The organism is Conexibacter sp. CPCC 206217 (assembly GCF_030646165.1).
GTDB lineage: Bacteria > Actinomycetota > Thermoleophilia > Solirubrobacterales > Solirubrobacteraceae > Conexibacter.
The window spans coordinates 166,233-184,973 of sequence record NZ_JAUTDO010000009.1 but is presented as its reverse complement, the minus strand read 5'-3'; the positions used below and the strand labels follow the sequence as shown (position 1 = coordinate 184,973).

At 72.1% G+C, this 18,741-nt stretch carries 18 protein-coding genes; 10 read left to right on the top strand and 8 right to left on the bottom strand.

Annotated features, from left to right (window positions below; translation table 11 throughout):
• The first annotated feature begins 8 nt into the window (after positions 1-8).
• A complete protein-coding gene (locus Q7L65_RS22750) occupies positions 9-974 on the top strand; it encodes a magnesium transporter CorA family protein (RefSeq protein ID WP_304724821.1) in 966 nt (321 codons plus the stop codon).
• Here the strand turns inward: Q7L65_RS22750 and Q7L65_RS22745 are convergent.
• From Q7L65_RS22745 to Q7L65_RS22735, 3 genes are all read right to left on the bottom strand, one after another.
• Positions 949-1,980, bottom strand: coding sequence for a hypothetical protein (locus tag Q7L65_RS22745; RefSeq protein ID WP_304724820.1), 1,032 nt, complete (start codon positions 1,978-1,980; stop codon positions 949-951). The genes Q7L65_RS22750 and Q7L65_RS22745 overlap by 26 nt on opposite strands.
• A 65-nt stretch (positions 1,981-2,045) precedes the next feature.
• Positions 2,046-2,831, bottom strand: a complete 786-nt coding sequence (locus Q7L65_RS22740) for an ABC transporter permease (RefSeq protein WP_304724818.1) — start codon at positions 2,829-2,831, stop codon at positions 2,046-2,048.
• A 73-nt stretch (positions 2,832-2,904) separates the two neighbouring features.
• On the bottom strand, positions 2,905-3,864 hold the full coding sequence (locus tag Q7L65_RS22735; protein ID WP_304724816.1) for an ABC transporter ATP-binding protein: 960 nt from the start codon (positions 3,862-3,864) through the stop codon (positions 2,905-2,907).
• Between the two features lie 127 nt (positions 3,865-3,991).
• Between Q7L65_RS22735 and ccrA the strand changes: the two genes are divergently transcribed.
• Complete coding sequence (gene ccrA, locus Q7L65_RS22730) at positions 3,992-5,248, top strand: crotonyl-CoA carboxylase/reductase (protein ID WP_304724814.1); 1,257 nt, start codon at positions 3,992-3,994, stop codon at positions 5,246-5,248.
• Between the two features lie 27 nt (positions 5,249-5,275).
• Positions 5,276-5,665, top strand: coding sequence for a hypothetical protein (locus Q7L65_RS22725; protein ID WP_304724811.1), 390 nt, complete (start codon positions 5,276-5,278; stop codon positions 5,663-5,665).
• Here Q7L65_RS22725 and Q7L65_RS22720 read toward each other — a convergent pair.
• Positions 5,662-7,284: an adenylate/guanylate cyclase domain-containing protein gene (locus tag Q7L65_RS22720; protein ID WP_304724809.1), complete on the bottom strand. Its 1,623-nt coding sequence runs from the start codon at positions 7,282-7,284 to the stop codon at positions 5,662-5,664. The two genes, Q7L65_RS22725 and Q7L65_RS22720, sit on opposite strands and share 4 nt — an antisense overlap.
• 100 nt (positions 7,285-7,384) lie before the next feature.
• Entirely contained in the window at positions 7,385-8,563 is a 1,179-nt protein-coding gene (locus Q7L65_RS22715; RefSeq protein WP_304724808.1) for a CdaR family transcriptional regulator, read from the bottom strand.
• Between the two features lie 86 nt (positions 8,564-8,649).
• Between Q7L65_RS22715 and Q7L65_RS22710 the strand changes: the two genes are divergently transcribed.
• Positions 8,650-9,567 carry an acyl-CoA desaturase gene (locus Q7L65_RS22710; RefSeq protein WP_304724806.1) on the top strand — a complete coding sequence of 306 codons (918 nt, stop codon included), beginning with the start codon at positions 8,650-8,652 and terminating at the stop codon, positions 9,565-9,567.
• Between the two features lie 160 nt (positions 9,568-9,727).
• Positions 9,728-10,864, top strand: a complete 1,137-nt coding sequence (locus tag Q7L65_RS22705) for a hypothetical protein (RefSeq protein WP_304724804.1) — start codon at positions 9,728-9,730, stop codon at positions 10,862-10,864.
• On the opposite strand, the gene Q7L65_RS22700 is transcribed toward Q7L65_RS22705, so the two are convergent.
• Both Q7L65_RS22700 and Q7L65_RS22695 read right to left on the bottom strand, forming a co-directional pair.
• Positions 10,861-11,148: an ATP-dependent Clp protease adaptor ClpS gene (locus Q7L65_RS22700; protein ID WP_304724802.1), complete on the bottom strand. Its 288-nt coding sequence runs from the start codon at positions 11,146-11,148 to the stop codon at positions 10,861-10,863. The two genes, Q7L65_RS22705 and Q7L65_RS22700, sit on opposite strands and share 4 nt — an antisense overlap.
• Positions 11,149-11,159: 11 nt before the next feature.
• Positions 11,160-12,032, bottom strand: coding sequence for an MBL fold metallo-hydrolase (locus Q7L65_RS22695; protein ID WP_304724801.1), 873 nt, complete (start codon positions 12,030-12,032; stop codon positions 11,160-11,162).
• Between the two features lie 69 nt (positions 12,033-12,101).
• Here Q7L65_RS22695 and Q7L65_RS22690 point away from each other — a divergent pair, with 69 nt between their 5' ends.
• Together Q7L65_RS22690 and Q7L65_RS22685 are read left to right on the top strand one after the other, a co-directional pair.
• Positions 12,102-14,117, top strand: coding sequence for a protein meaA (locus tag Q7L65_RS22690; protein ID WP_304724799.1), 2,016 nt, complete (start codon positions 12,102-12,104; stop codon positions 14,115-14,117).
• 10 nt (positions 14,118-14,127) lie between these two features.
• Complete coding sequence (locus Q7L65_RS22685; RefSeq protein ID WP_304724797.1) at positions 14,128-15,093, top strand: GTP-binding protein; 966 nt, start codon at positions 14,128-14,130, stop codon at positions 15,091-15,093.
• A 20-nt stretch (positions 15,094-15,113) separates the two neighbouring features.
• On the opposite strand, the gene Q7L65_RS22680 is transcribed toward Q7L65_RS22685, so the two are convergent.
• Entirely contained in the window at positions 15,114-16,391 is a 1,278-nt protein-coding gene (locus Q7L65_RS22680) for an immunoglobulin-like domain-containing protein (RefSeq protein WP_304724795.1), read from the bottom strand.
• A gap of 156 nt (positions 16,392-16,547) precedes the next feature.
• On the opposite strand from Q7L65_RS22680, the gene Q7L65_RS22675 reads away from it, so the two are divergent.
• The 3 genes from Q7L65_RS22675 to moaA all read left to right on the top strand — a co-directional run bounded on the left by Q7L65_RS22675 (position 16,548) and on the right by moaA (position 18,705).
• Positions 16,548-16,709: a hypothetical protein gene (locus Q7L65_RS22675; protein ID WP_304724794.1), complete on the top strand. Its 162-nt coding sequence runs from the start codon at positions 16,548-16,550 to the stop codon at positions 16,707-16,709.
• Between the two features lie 102 nt (positions 16,710-16,811).
• The gene (locus Q7L65_RS22670) at positions 16,812-17,687 is read left to right on the top strand and encodes an alpha/beta fold hydrolase (RefSeq protein WP_304724792.1); all 876 of its coding nucleotides are present in this window, start codon (positions 16,812-16,814) and stop codon (positions 17,685-17,687) included.
• Between the two features lie 22 nt (positions 17,688-17,709).
• Positions 17,710-18,705, top strand: coding sequence for a GTP 3',8-cyclase MoaA (moaA, locus tag Q7L65_RS22665; RefSeq protein WP_304724790.1), 996 nt, complete (start codon positions 17,710-17,712; stop codon positions 18,703-18,705).
• Positions 18,706-18,741 lie beyond the last annotated feature (36 nt).

The following is an 18,741-nucleotide window of genomic DNA, read 5'->3' as shown; positions in this document are numbered from 1 at the left end:
GGGTGACGATGCTCTTCGACAGCGTTGACGACAGACACCTGGACGAGCTGCTCGAGCGCAGAGAGTTCTTCTGGCTCGACGTGCACTCGCCGACCGACGAGCAGCTCGACGGGCTCGCGAGAAAGTTCGGCTGGCACCCGCTCGCGCTGGAGGACACGAAGGAGTTCGAGCAGCGGCCGAAGCTCGACAGATACGGCGACCACATGCTGCTCGTCTTCTACGGCGCGCACGGGCTGCAGCCGCATCACGACGCGGAGGAGGGCGATGACCGCCCGGCGCTCGTGGAGGTCCACCTGCTGGTGAGCGGCAGCTGGATCGTGACCGTCCGCCGCCACCAATGCGAGGCGCTGGAGGACCTGCGCCGCAACCTCGAGCAGGAGGGGCACTCGCCGGAGAACGAGCAGTTCGTCGTCTACCGGATCCTCGACGTGCTGACCGACACGTTCTTCCCGGTGCTGGACGAGATCGACGAGACGATAGACGCGCTCGAAGACGCGATCATCCTCTCAGCCAACACCGAGCAGCTGCAGAGAGTGTTCCACCTCAAGCGAGTGCTGGGCGCGCTGCGCCGCGTGATCACGCCGCAGCGCGACCTCGCGCAGCGGGCGATCGACGACATCAACGACCTGCCCGGCCTCAGCGTCGGCACGCGCGACTACTTCCGCGACGTCTACGACCACCTGATCCGCCTGTCGGACACGGTCGACGCCTACCGCGACCTGCTGACCGGGCTGATGGACGTCTACCTGTCGACGACCTCCAACCGCATGAACGCGGTCATGAAGCAGCTGACGCTCGTGTCGACCGTGTTCCTGCCGGTGACCGCGCTGACCGGCTTCTTCGGGATGAACTTCGGCTGGCTGACGGGCCACATCAACTCGCTGCACTCGTTCCTGATCTTCGGCGTCGGCGGCGCGCTGCTGGCCGCGCTCGGCCTGTTCGGCTGGTTCAAGCGCGCGCACTTCTTCGACTGAGCGTGACCGTGGCGCGGGCCGTTCTCGGCTTGCCGCCGGAGAGCGGCGTGGCGGTGGCGCGGACCGTCAGGGCGAGGGCTCCGCGGCGCTGGAGGGCTCGCGTGGCGGCCGGTGACAGCGCGACCGTGAATCTGACCGTGCCGGGGCCTGCGCTGCGCTTGGAGAGGCTGCCGGCGACCAGCGGCGTGCGGCCTCTTCTGCCGAGCGCTCTGGGGCTCGCGAGCAGCTCGACGCGGACGCGCGCTCTCGCTCTGCCGAGCGCCAGCGAACCGCTCACGTGCGTGCCGCGCTGGGCGCGCGCGACGCGCAGGGCCAGCGTGCCTCCGGCGGTGGGGCGCGCGCCGCCTGCGCCACCGGGCGCGTTGGAGCGGGTCGGCGCGGAGCCACCGCCGCCGCCCGTGCCGCCCCCACCGCCGCCGGCGTCCCCGCCGCCTGCGCCCCTGCCGCCGCCGTCGCCGCCCCTGCCGCCGTCGCCGCCGGGCGTCCCCGTGTCCGGCGTCGTTCTGCCGGTCGTGGTCGTCGGTGTCGTGGTGGTTCTCGTCGGCGTCGTGGTCGTTCTGCCGGGCGTCGTCGGCGTCGTGGTCGTTCTGTCGGTCGTCGGCTCGGTCGGTGTCGTTCTCGTCTCGCTCGTCACGACGACGGTGCCGGCCATGTTCGGATGCAGGTCGCAGAAGAATCTGTACGTCCCGGCCGTGTCGAATCTGCAGTCGCTGCTCCAGCCCGACTCCTCGGGCGCGCCCGGCAGCGACGGCGAGCACGACGACGGACCGTCGGAGCCGAAGTCGGCGTTGTGCGCGCTGCCGCCAGACGGATACGAGAATCTGACGGTCCCGCCGGGGACGATCGTCACGGTCGGACCGCCGCCGACGGCGCTCCACGCGAAGTCGGAGGCGACGAAGCTGCCGGTCGACGGCGGCGTGTCGCCAGTCGCCAGGCTCGGCAGGACGGCGGTCGCGATGCCGGCGACGCCGGCGAGGACCGCGAGCGGGATCAGTCGTGTGCGCATGCCCGTCGAGACTCCGCGGCCGCGCAATCCTTCCCGGCGGCCGTGAAATTCCTGTGAGGCGGCGTCTACGCGACCGCGCGGCGGCGGAAGCCGCGCAGGCCGACGGCCCAGAACAGCACGAGCGTGACGACGAGGCCGAGCGCGATCCACTCGCTGCCGAGGTGCGGCCCGGCGGTCGTCGCCGCGCGCATCCCCTCGCTCACGTACGTCATCGGGTTGAACAGCGTGAAGACCTGGAACCAGCGCAGGTTCTCGAGCGACTGCCACGGGTAGAAGGTCGCGCCGGTGAAGATCAGCGGCGTCAGGATCAGCGCGAACATGATCGAGATCCGCTGCGGCGGGACCGCCGTGCCGAGCACCAGGCCCATCGCCGCGGCCGTCAGCGCGCCGGGGATCGCGACCAGCAGCAGCGTGCCCCACGAGATCGCGCCGAGGTCGATCCCGCCCGGCAGGATCAGCGCGCCCAGCGGCAGGATCAGCGCCGCCGCGACGATCGCCCGCAGCGCCGCGATCAGCATCTTCTGCGCCCCGACCCACTCGACCCCGATCGGCGCCAGCAGGCGATCCTCGATCTCCTTCGTGAAGGAGAACTCGATCACCAGCGGCAGCGCGGTGTTCTGCAGCGCGGTCAGCACCAGCGTCAGCGCCATCACGCCCGGCAGCAGCTGCGCGCCGTAGTCGCCCTGCGCGGCGCCGATGTCCGGCAGCACGCGGCCGAAGACGAAGAGGAAGAAGATCGGCTGCAGCAGCGCCTGGATCAGGAAGCTGCCGGGCTCGCGCCGGACCGTCACCCACAGGTCGCGCGAGCAGAGCGCGAGGAACGTGCGCAGCTGGGAGGAGGCGGCGGTCATCGAGCGTCCTGCGCGTGGGAAGGCGAGCCGCCAGGCGAGCGTTCCCAGTGGAACGAGGGCTTTGCCCGCAGTTTCATCGCATCTCCCGACCTGTGAGGTGCATGAAGACGTCCTCGAGGCTGCCCTCGAGGCGGCGCAGCTCGATCAGGCCGTTGCCGTCGGCGCTCGTCGTCGCGAGCGCTTCGGAGGCGAGTCCGGCGCCGGTGCCATAGACGCGCACGCGCCAACGGCCCTCGCCCGCCTCGGACACCTCGACCTTCTCGGCGCCGGACAGCGCCTCGAACCTCGCAGCGGCGGGCGGCGCCCCCTCCAGCAGCAGATCGATCCCGGCCTCGGCCGGCAGCAGCCCGCGCAGGCCGCGCGGCGTGTCGAGCGCGATGATCCTGCCGTGGTCGACGACCGCGATGCGGTCGCAGAGGCGGTCGGCCTCGGCCATGTCGTGGGTCGTCAGCACGAGCGTCGTGCCGCGCGTGCGCAGGTCGAGCATCGTCTCCCAGAGGAAGTGGCGCGACTGCGGATCGAGGCCCGTCGTCGGCTCGTCGAGGAACAGCACGCGCGGCTGGTGCATCAGCGCGCGGGCGATCATCAACCGCTGCGCCATGCCGCCGGAGTAGGTGGCGACCTTCTCCTTCGCGCGCTCGCCGAGGCCGAAGCGCTCCAGCAGCTCCATCGCGCGCTCGCGCCGCTCGCGGCGGCCGGCGCCGAAGTAGGCGGCGTGGAAGGTCAGGTTCTCGATCGCGGTGAGGCTGCGGTCGAGGTTGCTCATCTGCGGCACGACCGCGATCAGCCGCTTCACCGCGACCGGCTCACCGGCGACGTCGTGGCCGTCGACCGTCGCGCTGCCGGCGGTCGGCCGCACACGCGTGGTGATCACGCCGATCGTCGTCGTCTTGCCGGCGCCGTTGGGGCCGAGCAGTCCGAAGATCTCGCCCTCGCGGACGCTGAAGTCGATCCCGGCGACGGCGTCGGGTCCGTCCGCTCGATAGCGCTTGCGCAGGCCCGCGACCCTGACGATCTCCTGCTCCGACGCCATCCCGCACCCGAGGTTAGCCATTGGCGCGCGTGCGCGCGGCCTCGCGTCGTTTCACTCCGTGAACCGGCGTGCTTGCGCGGCGCGCGGATCTACCATGGCCGCCCGTCCACGAGTGGGAAGAGGACCTGTGGCTGTTGACGTGAGCCAGATCGCGACTGTCGAGACCGAGCCGGGCACGCTCCCGGAGACGATGACCGCCTGGGTGATCCGCGAGGAGCGCTTCGGCGAGCCCGTAGACGCGTTCCAGGTCGAGCAGATCGAGACGCCCCACCCAGGCGCCTTCGAGGTCGTCGTACGCGTGATGGCCGCGGGCGTCAACTTCAACAACGTATGGGCCGCGCTCGGCGAGCCCGTCTCGATCATGAAGTACGGCGACCACCCCCGGTACGGTCACCACATCGGCGGCTCCGACGCCTCCGGGATCGTCTGGAAGGTCGGCGAGGGCGTGACGCGCTGGAAGCCCGGCGACGAGGTCGTGATCCACTGCAACCAGGCCTCCTACGAGGATCCCGAGGTGCACGGCCTCGATCCGCTCGCGGCGCCGTCGCAGCAGATCTGGGGCTACGAGACGACGTGGGGCTCGTTCGCGCAGTTCTGCAAGGTGCAGGCGCAGCAGCTGCTGCCCAAGCCCGCGCACCTGTCGTGGGAGGAGGCCGCCTCCTACGGCCTCACCTACTTCACCGCGTACCGGATGCTGATGGACCAGGCGAAGCTGCAGCCCGGCCACCGCGTGCTGATCTGGGGCGCCGCCGGCGGCCTCGGCGTGTTCGCGACGCAGCTGTGCAAGATCGCCGGCGCGCAGTCGGTCGGCGTCGTCTCCTCGGCCGACAAGGGCGAGCTGGTGAAGCAGCTCGGCGCGGCCGACTACATCGACCGCAACGACTACAAGGGGATGATGCGCCGCGGCGGCGAGACGCCGGAGGAGGACAAGGCGCGCTTCAAGGAGTCGCGGCGCTTCTGCAAGGACCTGGAGGAGAAGCTCGGCGGCGCGCCGGACATCGTCTTCGAGCACGTCGGCAGAGCGACCTTCCCGACGTCCGTCCTCGCCGTCAAGCCGTTCGGTAAGGTCGTCATCTGCGGCGCGACCTCCGGCTTTCAGCTCGACTTCGACGTTCGGTACCTCTGGATGAAGCAGAAGCAGATCATCGGCTCACACTTCGCGAACGCCTGGGAGGCGACGAAGGCCAATGAGCTGATCGAGCAGTCGCTCGTCCGGCCGGTCCTGTGGCAGACGATGGGCTTCGAGAGCGTCGCGGAAGCGCATCAGCTCCTTCGAGACAACAAGCACCTCGGCAAGATCGCGATCCTCGTCGGCGCCACTGGCGAAGGACAGGGCAAGACAGCCGACGGCCCGGGTGCGATCCGAGCAGAGGTGGGCGCGTAAACCGCGCGCCCGCCAGGAGGTTCCACAATGGCCGGTGTCGTTCACATCCCCTGGTACGCCACGATCGCTCGTCACGAGAGACTCGCCGCTGCCCTGCAGGACCTCGCGCCGCTGGCGTTCAAGTACGGCGCGAAAGAGGTCCAGGTCCACCAGTCGCGTGACGATCGCTACAAGTTCGACCACATGTGCTGGTTCGACTCCAGAGCCGACTGGGAGCGTTTCTGGGAGAGCGACGAGCTGATCCGCTTCCGCGCCAGATACTCCGGCTACTACCAGGTGCCGGTGCTGTACGTCTGGAACGACGTGATCGCGCGGATCGAGGCCGAGCCGGAGCCCGAGGCCGTCGCGGTGGTCGAGGTCGTCGAAGTGGTCGAGGTCGTCGAGACCCCGGCCGACGGCGAGTCCGCCGCCGCTTAACCCTGGACAGGAGTCGCGAGCTGCGTGGGCGCATCGCGCCCGCGCAGCGTTGCCTCGCCGTCGAGCTGCCAGTGGGCGGCTTCGCCGTACGGCGAGTCACCCGCCGCGTGCTCGCCACCTCGCGCCACCTCCGCCCGCGCGGCCCGCGCGAGCGCCGCGCCGGAGGCCAGCACCCGCCCCGGATCGCGCTTCGCCCGATCCGACAGCCGCGCCGCCTCGTTGACGGCGTCGCCGATCACCGTGTACTCGAAGCGCCGCTCGGCGCCGACGTGGCCCGCCACGGCCGGACCCGCCGCGACGCCGACGCCCGCGTCCAGCTCGTCGTGCGCGCGCAGCCGCTCGCCCAGCTCGCGCCCGGCCCGCAGCGCGCGCGCCTCCTTGTCCGCCAGCGGCAGCGGCGCGCCGAAGATCGCCAGCGCGGCGTCGCCCTGGAACTTGTTGATCCAGCCGCCGTTGCGCTCGACCACGTCGACGACGTCGGCGAAGAAGCCGTTCAGCAGCGCGACCACCTCCTGCGGCGGGCGCCGCGTCGCGAGCGCCGTGGAGCCGACGAGGTCCACGAACAGGACCGCGACGTCGCGCGTCTCTCCGCCCAGCGCGACCTCCCGCTCCAGCGCCTGCCTGGCGACGTCCTCCCCCACCTGGCGGCCGAACAGGTCGCGCATCCGCTCGCGCTCGCGCAGGCCGACGACCATCGCGTTGAAGCCGGCCTGCAGCTCGCCGACCTCGCTGCCGTCCCAGACACGCAGCTCGACGTCGTAGTCGCCCTGCTCGACGCGCCTGCTGGCGCGGCGGATCGCGCCGATCGGGTGGACCGTCGCGTAGACCGCCAGCACCGACACGAAGGCGCCGAAGACGAGCGCGATCGAGCCGAGCACGACGATCGCGATCGCCAACGTCGTGACGGTGATGTCGACGTTCGTGAAGGCGACGATCCCGATCAGCACGAGCCCGACGACCGGGACCGCGGTCCCGAGCGTCCACGCCAGCAGCCAGCGCGTCGCGACGCCCGGCACGCCGCGACGGTCGGGCGCGTCGTCGGCGAGCGCGCGGGCGACGACCGGCCGCAGCGCCAGCTCCGCGAGCAGGTAGGCGAACGCGGACGTCGTCAGGCCGCCGAGCGCGACCGTCAGCCCGACGCCGAGGCCCAGCAGCGGGTCGACGATCCCGTCGAGCACGCTGAACGCGACCGCGCCGCCGAGCCACAGCGTCGCCGCGACGCGCATCACGCGCAGCGGAGCGCGCAGGACGTGGCGGCGCTGGCGCGCGTCAGGACGCAGGTCGGCGGCCAGCCAGGCGCCGGTGCCCGCCGGCCCGGCCTCGACCGTCCGGCGACCCCAGACGACGCCGCCGGTCAGCGCGACGAGCGCGTAGAGCCCGGCGAGGCCGAGGTTGAGCGCGAGCACGCCGCTGCCGTCGAGCGCGCCGTCGGGCTTCGGCAGCGCCAGGACGGCGAACGCGACGACGATCAGCGTCCCGACGGCGTTGGCGAGCACGATCGCGCCGATCGTCATCCAGCGCGCCCGCAGCCGCACGACGCGCCCCGGCAGCGCCGGATCCCCGACGAGCCACGGGTGCGCGACGAGCCGTTCCCAGAGGGAGCGAAGACGAGCCGCCATCGCGCCGCATCTTCGCGCGCCCGCCGGCCCTCCGCGCCGGCACGCGTTCGAGGAGCGGTCGTTCACTGGTCTGTGGGACCAGCAAACGACCGTTCCTCCCTTACAGCAGCCCGTCGGCCCGCAGCGCCAGCTCCAACTCGAACCGTCTGCCGGGATCCTCCAACGCCTCCCCGAACAGCTCTCTCAGCTGGCCGAGGCGGTAACGGGCCGTCTGCGGGTGGACGTGGAGGCGCTCGGCGACGACCTGGAGGCGGCCCTGGGCGGCGATCCAGGCGCCGAGCGTCTCGGTCAGCCGCTCGCGCGCGCTGTCGGGCAGCGCGTCGAGCGGCGCCAGGCGGGTGCGGATCAGCTCCTGCGTCAGGCGGCGGTCGCTGCGCAGCAGCAGCGCGGCGGCGTGGTCCTCGGCGCGCACTACGCCTCTGCCGGCGATCGCGCCGTCGGCGACCAGCGCCAGCACCGCCCGCGCGCGAGCGAGGCTGAGCGCCGCGTCGCGCCACGAGACCGACGGGCCGAGCGCGGCGTGGTGGCGCACGCCGACGGCGCGCTCCAGCTGCGGCCCGCGGTCGCTGCGGTCGGGCTCCGGGACGATCGCGACGACGATCTCGCCGAGCGTCTCGACGATCGTGTCGGCCGGCAGGCGCGGCACGATCCGCGCGCGCTCCTCCTCCCCCAGCGCCAGGACCGCGAGCGTCTCGGGCAGCCGCCAGTCGGCCTCGCGCGCGATCTCCTCGACGTCGATCGGGTCGGCCGGCGGCTGGCGCACCAGCAACCGCACGAGCCGCTGGCGACGCGCGCTGCGCTCGCCCGCGGCCGCCGACTGCTCCAGCGCGTAGCCCTCCGCCGACTTCGCCGACAGCTCGTCGATGTAGACGAAGATCGATTCGGCCAGCTGAAACAGCGTGCCGGGCTCCAGCCCCGCGTCGGCGCCCAGCAGCGCGAAGCGGCGCCAGGCGACGCGCGCGCCGACGCGGTAGGCGCTCAGCAGCGTGTCGAGCGAACGGCCGGCGCGCATCTCGCCGCGGCCGAGGTCGACGTAGACGCGCGCCCGCGGCATCCTCCCGCCGGCCTCGATCCCGTCGAGGAACTGGCGCAGCGCCTGCTCGACGCCGGCGACCAGGCCGCGCCCGAACGGCCCGTCGAGCCGGCGCGCGTACGGCGGCACCTCGACGCGCACCGCGGCGATGATCTCGCGCGCGACGCCGGGCAGCTCGGGCCGCAGCACCTCGGCGACCGCGGACGGCAGCTGATGCCAGGGACGCAGGTGGGGCGAGGAGGCCATCTTGTAAGGATCGTACAAAAATGCCGCCACAGGACTTTGCCGGTAGACGAGGACAGCGGGCCGCTTTCGTCATAGGGTCCAAAGCCATGACTCGCCCTGCTCGCATCTACAACCTCCTCGCGGTCTTCCTCCCGGTCGTCGGGATCCTCGCGGCGATCGTGCTGCTGTGGGACCGGGGCGTCGGCTGGACCGACCTCGGAATCCTCGCGTTCTTCTACCTCTTCACCGGCTTCGGCGTGACGATCGGCTACCACCGCCTCTTCACCCACCGCGCCTTCGAGACCTCGACCCCCGTTCGCGTGCTGTTCGCGATCGCCGGCTCGATGGCGATCGAGGGCAGCGTCATCACGTGGGTCGCCGACCACCGCAAGCACCACGTCTTCGCCGACGAGGACGGCGATCCGCACAGCCCCCACCTGGGCCACGACGGCGGCCTCAAGGGCGCGATCCACGGCCTCTGGCATGCGCAGGTCGGCTGGCTGCTCGACGGCGACAGCCACGGCCGCGCCTCCGCGCACCGCTACGCGCCGGACCTGATCAGAGACAAGCCGATCCGCTGGGTCAACAAGACGTTCCCCGTCTGGGTGCTGCTGTCGCTGCTGCTGCCGGCGCTCGCGGGCTTCGTGCTGAGCGGCTTGGACCCGATCGGCGCGCTGACCGGCTTCATCTGGGGCGGCCTCGTGCGGATCTTCCTGATCCACCACGTCACCTGGTCGGTCAACTCCGTCTGCCACTACTTCGGCACGCGCCGCTTCGACATCGAGGACAAGTCGACGAACGTGATCTGGCTCGCGATCCCGTCGCTCGGCGAGGCGTGGCACCACAACCACCACGCGTTCCCGACGTCCGCCTCGCACGGGCTCAAGCGCTGGGAGAGACTGGCCGACCCGTCCGCGCTGGTGATCTCCGGGATGGAGAAGCTGCACATCGTCTGGAACGTCAGAACGGTGAGCGAGGAGAAGCAGGCGGCGAAGGAGAAGAAGGTGCTGACGGGCGTCGCCTGACGCCCCGCACCGCCCGCGCGGCGCCGCCCCTCGGGCGGCGCACGCTGCATCCGAACCGAGGACGCGCCGCAACCTTCGCGCGTCCTGTCGGTTCCCTTCTCTACGATGTCGCCTTCGTCGCGATCGGGTCCCCGGTCGCGACGCCGTCTTTCTCCCCCTCATGAGACCTCACCGCCTTCCCGCCATCCTGCTGCTCGCGCTCGTCGCCGGCCTGCTCGCGTCCGCCTCGGCCTCCGCCGGCGGCCTGCTGTCGATCGACGAGGACACGCTCGTCTACCGCTCCGACGGCACCGAGCCGAACAACGTCACGATCTCGATCGTCAGCGGCGAACTGCACGTCGACGAGGCCGCCACGCGGATCGTCGCGCTGCCCGAGACCTGCAGACTGAGCAGAGACGCCTACCACGCGATCTGCCCGGCCGACGGGATCGAGCGGCTGCGCGTGACGACCGGCGACGCCGGCAGCGACGTGCGGATCAAGGCCGCGCTGCCCGCGACGATCATCGGCGGCGACGGCGACGACCTGCTGATCGGCGGCCCCGGCGACGACAGGATCTTCGGCGGCAAGGGCAAGGACGTGATCGGCGGCGGCGACGGCGACGACGTGCTCGACGGCGGCGCCGACGCCGACCTGGTGACCTACGTCGATCGCATCGGCCGCGACGGCACGCCCACGGCGCGCACGACCGCCGTGACGGTGCGACCGAGCGTCAGAGGCGGCAGCGGCAGCCGCGGTGAGCGCGACACGCTGCTCAACTTCGAGCAGTTCGAGGGCGGCGCCGGCAACGACCGCTTCGAACTGCGCGACGGGCGCGCGCAGTCGGTCGCGTGCAACCCCGGCCGCGACCTCGCGCTGATCGACCCGCTCGACGACGCGGCGATCGACTGCGAGGACAGCGAGGTCGGCCCGGCGCCCGGCGGTCGCATGACGGTCCCGACGCTGATCTTCCCCTTCCCGAACCGCGAGGACACGGCGCGCAGCGTCGTGCGCGTGAAGCCGCAGCTGCCGCTGCAGGGCAACGCGATCGTCGTGCGCGTCCGCTGCCAGATCGCGATCGGCCTGCTCGCCGCCGACGGCCCCGGCTGCAGAGGCACCGTGGTGATGAAGCGCGGCGCGACCGAGATGGGCACGCGCACGATCGAGCTGTCGCGCGGCCGTGAATTGACCTGGCGCGTGCCGCTGACGGCCTCGCGCAGCCTCGCCCGCCGCGCCGGCGGCCTCGACGTGACCGTCAGCGCGATCCCGACACGCGGTCAGGGCGTGAGGCGGGACATGCGCTTCAACGTCCGCGGCTAGCCTTGCTCCAATGGCGCCATCGTGAGCCCCGCGCCCTGCAGCTGCTCCCAGTACAGCTCGGCGACCTCTCTCTGACCCGACCAGACGATCGCCTGGCCGCTGTTGTGGATGCGGTCGGCGTACTCGTAGCCGATCGGGACCGTGATCCCGGGGATGTAGCGCGCGAGCGTCATCGCGACGTGGTCGAACGTGTTGTGATCGTCGTTCTTGACGATCACGCGCCATTCGCCGCCGAGCCCGCTGCCCGGCCCCTGCACGCGCGGCTTTTCGATCGTCTGACCCATCGATTCCGACCTTAGCGCGGCTCGCCGGCCGCCTGGGCCTCGCGCTCTGCGCGCTTGCGCCAGTAGCGCTCCAGGCCCATGTAGAGGTGCGGCGGCGGGACGGCGTTCTCGTACGCCTGGATCGTCGCCGCGCTGTCCGCCTCGCGCTCGATCACGCCGCGGATCGCGTTCTCCATCGCGTCGGCGTCGCCGCGGCGCGCCAGCCCGGCGAGGTCGCGCAGCGACATCCGCGTCGCCTCCAGCTGGGCGAGCGCGTCCTCGACCGGGCCGAAGTGGGTCAGCCCCAGCCGCGTCGGTCTCCACTCGGCGAGCAGGTCGAGCGAGCGCTCCCACGCCTCGACGTCGATGTCCGGCGGCGGCGTCGGCGCGATCACGAGGTCGCACGGCGCGATCCGCACGCCGGCGACGTCGCCGACGAAGGCGGCGCCGCTCTCCTCCTGCAGATAGGAGACGTGGTGGGAGGCATGGCCGGGCGTGTAGGCGACGCGCACGCCGCCGGCGACGTCGAGCCGCTCGCCGCCGACGAGCGCGTGGACGCGCTCCTGCGGGACCGGCAGCACGTCGCCCCACAGCCGCTTCATGTTGTCCTCGCCGTACAGCCGCCCGGCGCTGCTGAGCAGCTTCGACGGGTCGATCACGTGCGGTGCGCCGCGCTCGTGGACGTAGACCTCGAGGTCGGGCCAGCGCTGCACGAGCGCGCCGGTCGCACCGGCGTGGTCGAGGTGTATGTGCGTCAGCAGCAGCGCGCGCGGGCGCCAGTCGCCGAGCTCCGCGAGCAGCGTCTGAAGGGCCGACTCGGGCCCGGGATCGACCAGCACGTCGCCGACCTGCCAGCTGCAGATGACACGTTCGATGCCAAGATGGTGGACGTCGATGGCTCGCATGGAGAGGACCTACCCGGGGCCGCTGAGAATCGGGGTCTGATGGAGGGGGCGAACCCTACACTCGGGGGGATGAGCGACGTGGAGCCGAGACCCCCCCATCGTTTGGCGCAACCCGACCGTCCGTGGATGATGCGGACCTACGCCGGCCACTCGACGGCGGAGAAGTCCAACGCGCTGTACCGCGGCAACCTCGCCAAGGGCCAGACGGGCCTCTCGATCGCGTTCGACCTTCCCACGCAGACGGGCTACGACCCCGACCACGAGCTCGCGCGCGGCGAGGTCGGCAAGGTCGGCGTGCCGGTCGCGCACAAGGGCGACATGAAGGCGCTGCTCGACGGCATCCCGCTCGACAAGATGAACACGTCGATGACGATCAACGCGACCGCCGCCTGGCTGCTGGCGCTTTATATCGTGTGTTCAGAGGACCAGGGCGTCGACCAAGCGCAGCTGCAGGGCACGACGCAGAACGACATCATCAAGGAGTACCTGTCGCGCGGCACGTACGCGTTCCCGCCGGCGCCGTCGATGCGGCTGATCGCCGACATGGTCGCGTACACCGTCGAGGAGGTTCCGAAGTGGAACCCGATCAACATCTGCTCCTACCACCTGCAGGAGGCGGGCGCGACGCCGGTGCAGGAGATCGCCTACGCGATGAGCACCGCGATCGCCGTCCTCGACGAAGTCAGAGCACGTGTGCCGCAGGAGCTGATGGGCAGAGTCTTCAGCCGCATCTCGTTCTTCGTCAACGCCGGCGTGCGCTTCATCGAGGAGCACGCGAAGCTGCGCGCGATGGGGCAGCTGTGGGATCAGCTCGGGCGTGAACGCTACGGCGTCGAAGACCCCAAGCAGCGCCGCTTCCGCTACGGCGTCCAGGTCAACTCGCTCGGGCTGACCGAGGCGCAGCCGGAGAACAACGTGCAGCGGATCGTGCTGGAGGCGCTCGCCGTCACGCTCGGGCGCGACGCGCGCGCCCGCGCGCTGCAGCTGCCGGCCTGGAACGAGGCGCTGGGGCTGCCGCGCCCGTGGGACCAGCAGTGGTCGCTGCGGCTGCAGCAGGTGCTCGCGTACGAGACCGACCTGCTCGAGTACCCCGACATCTTCGAGGGCTCAGTCGTGATGGACGGGCTCGTCGCGGAGCTGCTGGAGGGCGCGCAGGCCGAGATGGCGATCGTGGCCGAGCACGGCGGCGCGGTCGAGGCGGTCCCGTACATGAAGGCCGCGCTGGTCGAGTCGCACCGCGAGCGGATCCGCCGGATCGAGTCCGGCGAGATGAAGGTCGTCGGGCAGAACGTCTACACCGAGACCGAGCCGTCGCCGCTGACGGCCGACAACGACGGCGGGATCATGACCGTCGACCCCGCCACCGAGCAGCACCAGCGCGAGGCCGTCGCCGCCTGGCGCGCGTCGCGCGACCAGGCCGCGGTCGACGCCGCGCTGACGGAGGTCGCGCGCGTCGCCGCCGACCCGAACGAGAACGTGATGGAGGCGACGCTCGCCGCTGCCCGCGCGGGCGCGACGACGGGCGAGTGGGCGCAGGCGCTGCGCGACGCCTTCGGCCAGTACCGCGGGCCGACCGGCGTCGGCGAGGCGGCCGGCGCGGGCGTCGGCGACGACGCAGCGCTGGAGCAGATCCGCGACGAGGTCGAGCGCGTGAGCGAAGGCCTCGGCCGGCGGCTGAAGATCCTCGTCGGCAAGCCCGGCCTCGACGGCCACTCCAACGGCGCCGAGCAGATCGCCGTCGCCGCGCGCGACGCCGGCATGGAGGTCGTCTACGAGGGGATCCGCCTGACGCCGGCGCAGATCGCCGCGTCCGCGCTGCAGGAGGGTGTCCACGTCGTCGGCCTGTCGATCCTGTCGGGCTCGCACCGGGAGCTGATCCCGTCGGTGCTGGAGGCGCTGCAGGAGGCGGGGATCGGCGACGTGCCGGTCGTCGTCGGCGGCATCATCCCCGTGGCGGACGAGCGCGAGCTGCGCGCCGCCGGCGTCGCCGCCGTCTACACGCCGAAGGACTTCGACATCACGCGCATCATGCGCGACATCGTGGCGCTGGTGGCCGAGCGCAACAACGTCAGCGTCTCCGCTTAGCCTTCACCAGGTGAGTGCTGACGACCTCGGCGCGCGGCTGCGCGCCGGCGACCTGACGGCCGCGCCCGCCGTGCTGAACCTCGTCGAGTCGCGTGCGCCGAGGGATCAGGCGGCGATCGGGTCGCTGCTGGCGGCGGTCTCCCCCGCCGCGCTCGGCGGCGAGGCGCCCGCGCACGTCGTCGGCGTCACCGGGCCGCCCGGCGCGGGCAAGTCGACGCTGTTGAGCGCGCTGCTGCACGGTTGGCGGGAGCGCGGGCGGTCGGTCGCGGTGCTGGCCGTCGACCCCTCCTCCAAGCGCTCCGGCGGCGCGCTGCTGGGCGACCGCGCGCGGATCGAGTTCGATCCGGCCGACCGCGGCGTCTTCATCCGCTCGATGGCGGCCGGCGAGCGGCTCGGCGGCCTCGCCCCTGCGACGCGTGCCGCCGCGCACGCGCTCGCGGCGGCGTTCGACGTCGTCGTGGTCGAGACGGTCGGCGTCGGCCAGTCGGAGACGGAGATCGCCGAGCTCGCCGACACGGTCGCGGTGATCGTGCAGCCCGGCTCCGGCGACGCGCTGCAGTTCATCAAGAGCGGGATCATGGAGATCCCCGACGTGCTGGTCGTGACGAAGGCCGACCTCGGCCAGGTCGCGATCCGCGCGCGCCGCGACCTGCACGCCGCGCTGCGCTCGCTCGGCGCACGCGACACCGCCGTCGTGGCCGTCAGCTCGCTGCCGCCGACGCAGGGGATCGACGACCTGCTCGACGCGCTCGACGCCCACCGCGCACGGATCGACGTCCCCGCGCGCCGCCTCACGGCGCGCCGCCTGCACGCGCTCGCCGACTACGTCGAGGAGCACGGCGCGCGCGGCCTGCGCGCGCTCGGCGGCCGCCGCGCCGCCGAGAAGTGGCTCGCGACGCAGGACCCGGCATTGGACGTGGCCGCGCTCGTCGCCGCGCTGGCCGCGCGCGCCGACGCGAGCGCGGGCGGCGTCTGAGCGGTGCAACCGCTCGCCGCTCAGCCCTCCCAGTCCGGCATCGCGCAGTCGACGATCGGCAGCGGCTCGCCGCCGATCGCCTCGTCGAGCTCGAACTCGACGGTCAACGGCAGCGCCTGGTCGGGGCCGCCGAGCGGGACGGCGTCGGCCGACGTGACGGCGCGGTATCTGCCCGCCTCAAGCAGCGGCGCCCAGCCGTGCTGGAAGCCGTAGCCGAGCGAGGTCCCCGGCATCACGATTGGGCTCGCGCAGGGGGACGGCTGTACCGTGGCCACCGGCGCGGCGCTGCCGTCGCCGAACACCCGCTCGATCTCGATCTCGCCTGGCGGGCGAACACAGACGCCGCCCTCGTTCGCGATCCGCACCAGGTCCATGACGCTCGTGCCGCCCGCCAGTCTCGCCGCCGCCGCTCTCGACGGCTGGCCGCAGCGGCTGTCGGCTCTGGCCCGCAGCCCGAACTCGTACGTGCCCGCGACGACCTCGCCCTGGCGCCCCGACCACTGCTGCGTGATCCGGTAGCGCCCTGGGAGGAGCGGGAAGGAGCCGTCGCGCGTCTCCAACCAGCGGTCGTCGGCGGTGAAGGAGACGGAGGCCGAGCTGCCCGGCGGGAGGTGCGCTGGGATTGCTGGAAAGGGGACGCTGAGGCGAGCGAGCACCCAGGTGCCGTCACCGCCGCGACGCTCGACGCGGTAGCCGACGCCGCCTGTGAGACAGGCCTGCGGGCTCGTGTTCGTGAACGTGACCGTCAGCGTCTCGCCATAGTCGATCACGGTCTTGTCGCCGGTGAAGGTGCCGCTGAACGGCCCCTGCGACGGCGTGGACCAACTGCACGCGAGCGGTGGGCTCGCCGGCGGCGGCTGCTTCGCCGACGGCTCGTCCGACGGCTGCGCTCTCCTCGGCGCGGGAACGACCAGCGTCGTGCGCCGCAGCAGCCGTCTGTCCGCTCGCGCGCTCAGCACGTAGCTGACGCCGGTCGCCGCCGGCAGCTTGGCGCTGAAGCGGCCCGCGCGCCGTGTGCGCCGCTTCAGCACGCGCCTGTCTCTCGCCCGCGTCAGCGCGATCGTCACGCGCGCCGAGCCGCGCCACCGGGCTCTCACCCTGACGGTCACGACCGCGCCCGGGAGGACCGTCACGCGCGAGCCTCTCAGCGGCCACGTCAACCTGACACCGGGCCCCTTGGCGCGCGCCGGTCTTCCGCCTGACGCCGCGCCGGCCGCGGCGGGCAGCGCGGCCGCACCGAGCAGAGCCGCGCCGAGCAGCGCTGCGGTGACGATGCGCGCGATCTTGACGAGATGCATGACTGTCCAACCCTCCTGGTCGGGCGATTGCGGCGAGACGCGGAACACGATCGACACCTCCAACGTAGTGGGCGCGTCGGAGTTGCTCACGACCGCCGAAACGCATCGCGTCGCAGCCGCTGCGCACCCCGCCGCGGCGATCGTCAAACTTCAACGATGCTCCGCGACCTCGCCGTCCTCGTCGCCGCGTTCGTGATCGCCAGCGTGATCGCGGGACTGGCCGGCGCCGCGAACCTCGGCACCGCGCTCACGTTCGGCACGCTCGCGTTCGCGGCCGTGCTCGTCGCGATCATGCTGTACAGAGACCGCAACGCCTGACGCGCTTCGCGGGGCGGAGCGCATCGCTCCGCGCCCCTTCGGTCGCGGCGGCGACCACCCATCCGGCGCATCCTGGCCAGGCAGCCAGTTAGGCTGCCGCACATGACCCTCCCGCTGCCGCAGGTCGAAGGGATCGAGCACCGCGACGTCACCGTGCGCGGGATCCGCCTCCACGTCGCCGAGGGCGGTCCGCAGGACGCGCCGCCGATCCTGTTGCTGCACGGCTGGCCGCAGCACTGGTGGATGTGGCGCGAGATACTCGTCGAGCTGGCCAGAGACCACCGCGTGATCGCCCCCGACCTGCGCGGGCTCGGCTGGAGCGAGGCGCCCAAGCGCGGCTACGTCAAGCAGGAGATGGCGGATGACAACATCGCGCTGCTCGACGCGCTCGGACTCGACAGAGTCGACCTGATCGGGCACGACTGGGGCACGATCGTCGGCTTCCTCGTCTGCCTGACCGCGCCCGAGCGGATCGGCCACTTCCTCGGTGCCTCCGTTCCCCACCTGTGGCCGCCGAGCGAGCGTCCCAGCGTCAGACGGCTGCTGGCGCTCTGGTACCAGGCGGCGCTTGCCGCGCCCGGCCTCGGCCAGGGCCTGATGCGCCAGGGCGACTTCACGAAGAAGGTGCTGCAGAGCGCCCGCGTCAACGGCCGCTTCACCGACTACGAGCTGGCCCAGTACGCCGACGTGCTGAAGCAGCCGGAGCGCGCGCTGGCGACCGCGCAGTTCTACCGCTCGTTTCTGCTGCACGAGCTGAAGCCGCTCGTCGCCGGCGCCTTCCACAGCCGCCCGCTGCAGACGCCGACGCGCCTGCTGTGGGGCAGACGCGACCCGATCCTGCAGGGCGCGCGCGACGACGAGCACCGCGCCTTCGCGCCGCAGATGGAGATCGAGTGGGTGCCCGACACCGGGCACTTCCTGCCCGAGGAGCGGCCCGCGTTGGTCGTCCAGCGGGCGCGCGAGCTGTTCTCCAGTTGAGCGGGCCGGATACGCTCAGGGGATGACGTGCCCTCCCCTGAGCGACGGACACGGCCGGCTGATCGGCGATGTCCGCATCTCGGTGACCGATCGCTGCAACTTCCGCTGCCAGTACTGCATGCCCGCCGACGGGCTGCCGTGGCTGGAACGAGCGGACGTGCTGCGCTTCGAGGAGATCGCGCGGATCGTGCGGGTGCTGGCCGAGCTGGGCGTCCACGACGTGCGGCTGACCGGCGGCGAGCCGCTCGTGCGGCGCGAGTTCCCGAAGCTCGTCGAGCTGCTCGCGCGGATCGACGGCGTGCGGGACCTGTCGGTGACGACGAACGGCTACCTGCTGGAGCGCGACGCCGCCGCCCTGGTCGCCGCGGGCGTCAACCGCTTCAACGTCTCGATCGACTCGCTGCAGCGCGACCGCTTCTTCGAGATGACGCGACGCGACGCGCTGCCGCAGGTGCTGGCCGGCCTGGAGGCGCTCGCGCAGCACCCGGAGGCGCACCCGATCAAGGTCAACGCGGTCGCGCTGCGCGGCTTCACCGAGCAGGAGGCGATCCCGTTCGCCGAGTTCGCGCGCCAGCACCCGTACGAGATCCGCTTCATCGAGTTCATGCCGCTCGACGCCGATCACAACTGGTCGCGCGACCAGGTCCTCAGCGGTGACGAGATCCGCGCCGCGATCCACGCCGTCCACCCGTTGGAGCCGCTGCCGCGCGAGCCGTCGGCGACCGCGCGCGTCTACCGCTTCGCCGACGGCCAGGGCCGGATCGGCTTCATCAACCCCGTCTCCGAGCCCTTCTGCGGCGACTGCAACCGCATCCGCGTGACCGCCGACGGCAACCTCCGCACCTGCCTCTTCTCGCACAACGAGACGAGCCTGCGCGATCCGATCCGTGCGGGCGCGACCGACGACGAGCTGGTGCAGGTCATACGTGACGCGGTCTGGCGCAAGGAGCTCAAGCACCGCGTCAACGACCCCGGCTTCGTGCAGCCGGCGCGGACGATGTCCGCGATCGGCGGCTGAGCGACGCCCCGGCGGGGCGCCGCGACCGCGTCGCTG

Coding starts and splice junctions, on each gene's coding strand:
- Q7L65_RS22695 (WP_304724801.1), bottom strand. CDS start 12,032: ATGCGAGCCATCGACGTCCACCATCTTGGCATCGAACGTGTCATCTGC.
- Q7L65_RS22680 (WP_304724795.1), bottom strand. CDS start 16,391: ATGCATCTCGTCAAGATCGCGCGCATCGTCACCGCAGCGCTGCTCGGC.
- Q7L65_RS22725 (WP_304724811.1), top strand. CDS start 5,276: ATGGCCGGTGTCGTTCACATCCCCTGGTACGCCACGATCGCTCGTCAC.
- Q7L65_RS22735 (WP_304724816.1), bottom strand. CDS start 3,864: ATGGCGTCGGAGCAGGAGATCGTCAGGGTCGCGGGCCTGCGCAAGCGC.
- Q7L65_RS22700 (WP_304724802.1), bottom strand. CDS start 11,148: ATGGGTCAGACGATCGAAAAGCCGCGCGTGCAGGGGCCGGGCAGCGGG.
- Q7L65_RS22710 (WP_304724806.1), top strand. CDS start 8,650: ATGACTCGCCCTGCTCGCATCTACAACCTCCTCGCGGTCTTCCTCCCG.
- Q7L65_RS22670 (WP_304724792.1), top strand. CDS start 16,812: ATGACCCTCCCGCTGCCGCAGGTCGAAGGGATCGAGCACCGCGACGTC.
- Q7L65_RS22690 (WP_304724799.1), top strand. CDS start 12,102: ATGAGCGACGTGGAGCCGAGACCCCCCCATCGTTTGGCGCAACCCGAC.
- Q7L65_RS22745 (WP_304724820.1), bottom strand. CDS start 1,980: ATGCGCACACGACTGATCCCGCTCGCGGTCCTCGCCGGCGTCGCCGGC.
- Q7L65_RS22740 (WP_304724818.1), bottom strand. CDS start 2,831: ATGACCGCCGCCTCCTCCCAGCTGCGCACGTTCCTCGCGCTCTGCTCG.
- moaA (WP_304724790.1), top strand. CDS start 17,710: ATGACGTGCCCTCCCCTGAGCGACGGACACGGCCGGCTGATCGGCGAT.
- Q7L65_RS22705 (WP_304724804.1), top strand. CDS start 9,728: ATGAGACCTCACCGCCTTCCCGCCATCCTGCTGCTCGCGCTCGTCGCC.
- Q7L65_RS22720 (WP_304724809.1), bottom strand. CDS start 7,284: ATGGCGGCTCGTCTTCGCTCCCTCTGGGAACGGCTCGTCGCGCACCCG.
- Q7L65_RS22715 (WP_304724808.1), bottom strand. CDS start 8,563: ATGGCCTCCTCGCCCCACCTGCGTCCCTGGCATCAGCTGCCGTCCGCG.
- Q7L65_RS22750 (WP_304724821.1), top strand. CDS start 9: ATGCTCTTCGACAGCGTTGACGACAGACACCTGGACGAGCTGCTCGAG.
- Q7L65_RS22675 (WP_304724794.1), top strand. CDS start 16,548: ATGCTCCGCGACCTCGCCGTCCTCGTCGCCGCGTTCGTGATCGCCAGC.